Annotated in this window: 1 protein-coding gene; it reads left to right on the top strand. The window is 72.4% G+C overall.

Annotation, left to right across the window (positions count from 1 at the left end):
- Positions 1-3,243, top strand: a 3,243-nt coding sequence (locus H0H10_RS07970; protein ID WP_188180154.1) for a non-ribosomal peptide synthetase, incomplete at both ends; no start/stop codon positions are given.

Genomic DNA, 3,243 nt, shown 5'->3' with positions numbered 1-3,243 from the left:
GCGGTGGACGTGCTGGACGCGGCCGAGCGCCACAAGGTCCTGGAGGAGTGGAACGACACGGCATGTGAGGTGCCGGACGTGCTGGTGCCGGAGTTGATCGCGCGACCCGCGGCCGAGGCGCCCGATGCGGTGGCGGTGGTCGCGGACGGCGTCGAGCTGTCGTACGCCGAACTCGAAACGCGAGCCAACCGGTTGGCGCACGCTCTGCTCGCTCGCGGCGTGACCGCCGAGTCCGCGGTCGGCCTGTGCCTGCCGCGCGGCGTCGAGATGATCGTGGCGATCCTGGCGGTGTGGAAGGCAGGGGCGGCCTATCTGCCGCTCGACCCGGAATACCCGGTCGAGCGGCTGGTCCACATGCTCGACGACAGTGGAGCGGTCCTTGTACTGGGCCGGAGCGAGCTGACGCACGGGCTCGCCGCATCGGGGACCCGGCTGCTGCACCTGGACGATGCGGACACCGCCGAGGCGCTCGCGCAGGCTCCGAAGACACCGCCCGTCGTTCCCCTTGCCAGGGAGCAGGCGGCGTACGTCATCTACACCTCCGGTTCCACCGGGCTGCCCAAGGGCGTCCGGACCACGCACGGCGGGGTGGCGAACCTCGCGGCGACGGCTCGGTCGCTCCTTGGTGTCCAGGCGGGGGAACGCGTCCTGCAGTTCGCGTCGTTCAGCTTCGACGCCTCGGTGCTCGACGTCGCCGCGACGCTCACGGCGGGTGGCACACTTGTCGTGGCCGGACCCGAAGAGCGCGCTGACGCCCAGAAGCTGGGGCGGCTGATACGAGAGGAACAGGTGGGGATCGTCAGCGTCGTGCCCTCGCTGCTGGCGGAGCTCGATCCCGCTGACATGACCGGCGTACGCACGCTGCGCGTCGGCGCCGAGGTGCTCTCCCCGGCGCAGGCCGAGGTGTGGCGCCCGGGGCGTCGGCTGGTCAACTCCTACGGCCCGACCGAGACGACCGTCATCGTCGCCGCAGGGACGGTGGGGGAGGACTCGCACCCGGCGGTGCCGATGGGCGCGCCGATCGCCAACACCCGCCTGTACGTGCTCGACGACCACCTCGCGCCGGTCCCGGTCGGCGTGGCCGGCGACCTGTACGTCGCGGGTGCGCAGCTGGCGCGTGGCTATGTGGGGCTCCCAGGGGCGACGGCGGAGCGTTTCGTGGCGTGCCCGTTCGGCGGTTCGGGCGAGCGCATGTACCGCACCGGCGACCGGGCCCGCTGGACGCCCGACGGACAGCTGCTCTTCGCCGGACGCGCGGACGACCAGGTGAAGATCCGCGGCTTCCGGATCGAGCCCGGCGAGGTTCAGGCCGCTCTGGAACGGCACCCGGACGTCGCTCGTGCCGCCGTGATCGCCCGCGAGGACGTACCGGGCGACCGGCGCCTGGTCGCCTACGTGGTCCCCGCGGCCGATGCCGACCGGTCCGGTGTGCCCGCCTCGGTCAGGCGGTTCGCGGCGGAGCGGCTTCCTGCGTACATGCTGCCCTCGGCCGTGGTGCTGCTCGACGGACTCCCGCTGACCGTGGGCCGGAAACTCGACCGCGCGATGCTGCCCGCGCCCGAGCAGGCGGCCGGTGGGGGCCGCATGCCCGGCTCCGTGCAGGAAGAGCTCCTGTGCACCGTGTTCGCCGACGTACTCGGGCTGGACCGCGTCGGTGTGGACGACGACTTCTTCGCCCTGGGCGGGCACTCGCTGCTCGCCACCCGGTTGATCAGCCGGGTCCGCCGGGTGCTGGACACGGACGTCCCCCTGCGCGCGCTCTTCGAGGCGCCCACGCCCGCCGGGCTGGCCGCCCGCCTGCACACGTCGGACACGGCCCGTACGCCGCTGACCGCGCAGGAACGCCCGGAGCGCGTGCCGCTGTCGTACGCCCAGCGACGACTGTGGTTCATCGCGCAACTCGAAGGGGCGAGCCCCACCTACAACGTCCCCATGGTGATGCGGCTGACCGGCGCCGTGGACCGCGAGGCGCTGGCCGCCGCCCTGCGGGACGTCATCGTCCGCCACGAGGTCCTGCGAACGGTGCTCGCCACCGAGGACGGTGAGCCCTACCAGCGGATCATCGATCCGTCCGAACTCACCTGGGAACTCGAAGTCGTCAACCTCACCGGGACGGCCGCCCGGCAGGCCGACCTCTCGGCAGCGATCGAGGAGGCGACGGGCCGGGGCTTCGACCTCGCAACCGATGTGCCCATCCGGGCGTGGCTGTTCGCACAGAGCGCCGAGGAACACGTCCTCGTGGTGGTGGTTCACCACATCGCCAGCGACGGCTGGTCCCACGGACCGCTGGCGCGGGACGTCTCCACTGCGTACGCGGCACGCCGGGCGGGCCACGCACCACGGTGGACACCACTGCCGGTGCAGTACGCGGACTACGCCCTGTGGCAGCGCAGGCTGCTCGGCGACGAGCACCGTCCCGACAGCCTGCTGTCCCGCCAGGTGGCCTACTGGCGGGAGCAACTGACCGGCGCGCCCGAGGAGTTGCCGCTCCCGGCCGACCGTCCCCGGCCCGCGGTGCCCTCGCGCCGGGGTCACGCGGTGCGGTGGCACCTGCCGACCGAGTCGCACCGGCTGCTGCGGGACCTCGCGCAGAGGCGGGGCGTCACGCTGTTCATGCTGTTCCAGGCCGGACTGGCCGTGACCCTCAACCGCCTCGGCGCGGGCACCGACATCCCCATCGGCAGTGCGGTCGCCGGCCGCACGGACGAGGCCCTCGACGACCTGGTCGGCTGCTTCGTCAACACCCTCGTGGTCCGCAGCGACCTGTCCGCCGATCCGGCCTTCGACGAGCTCCTGGACCGGATCCGGCAGACCGGCCTGCAGGCCTTCGCCCACCAGGACGTTCCCTTCGAACGACTCGTCGAGGAACTCGCCCCCTCCCGCACGCTGGCGCGCCAGCCCTTGTTCCAGGTGATGCTGACCTTCCAGGACACCCTGGAGACTCTGGGCCTGGAGGACGAGCCCGACTCAGCGGCAGGCACCGCCCGCGGACTGGAGGGCGTACGTGCCACGGCGCTGCCCGCGGGTGAAGTCGGCGCCAAGTTCGACCTCACCGTCTTCGTCGGCGAGAAGTTCGCCGAGGATGGCACCGCCGCCGGCATCGGCGGCATGGTCACCGGCACGGCCGACCTGTTCGACGCCTCCACCGTCGAACGCTTCGTGAACGCCTTCACCCGCGTCCTGGAACGCGTCGCCGTGGATCCGTCGGTGCGGGTGTCGGCGGTGGAGGTGCTGGATCCGGCG

The organism is Streptomyces griseicoloratus (assembly GCF_014534645.1).
GTDB classification, from domain to species: Bacteria; Actinomycetota; Actinomycetes; order Streptomycetales; family Streptomycetaceae; genus Streptomyces; species Streptomyces griseicoloratus.
This window is presented reverse-complemented; position numbering and strand designations above follow the sequence as displayed.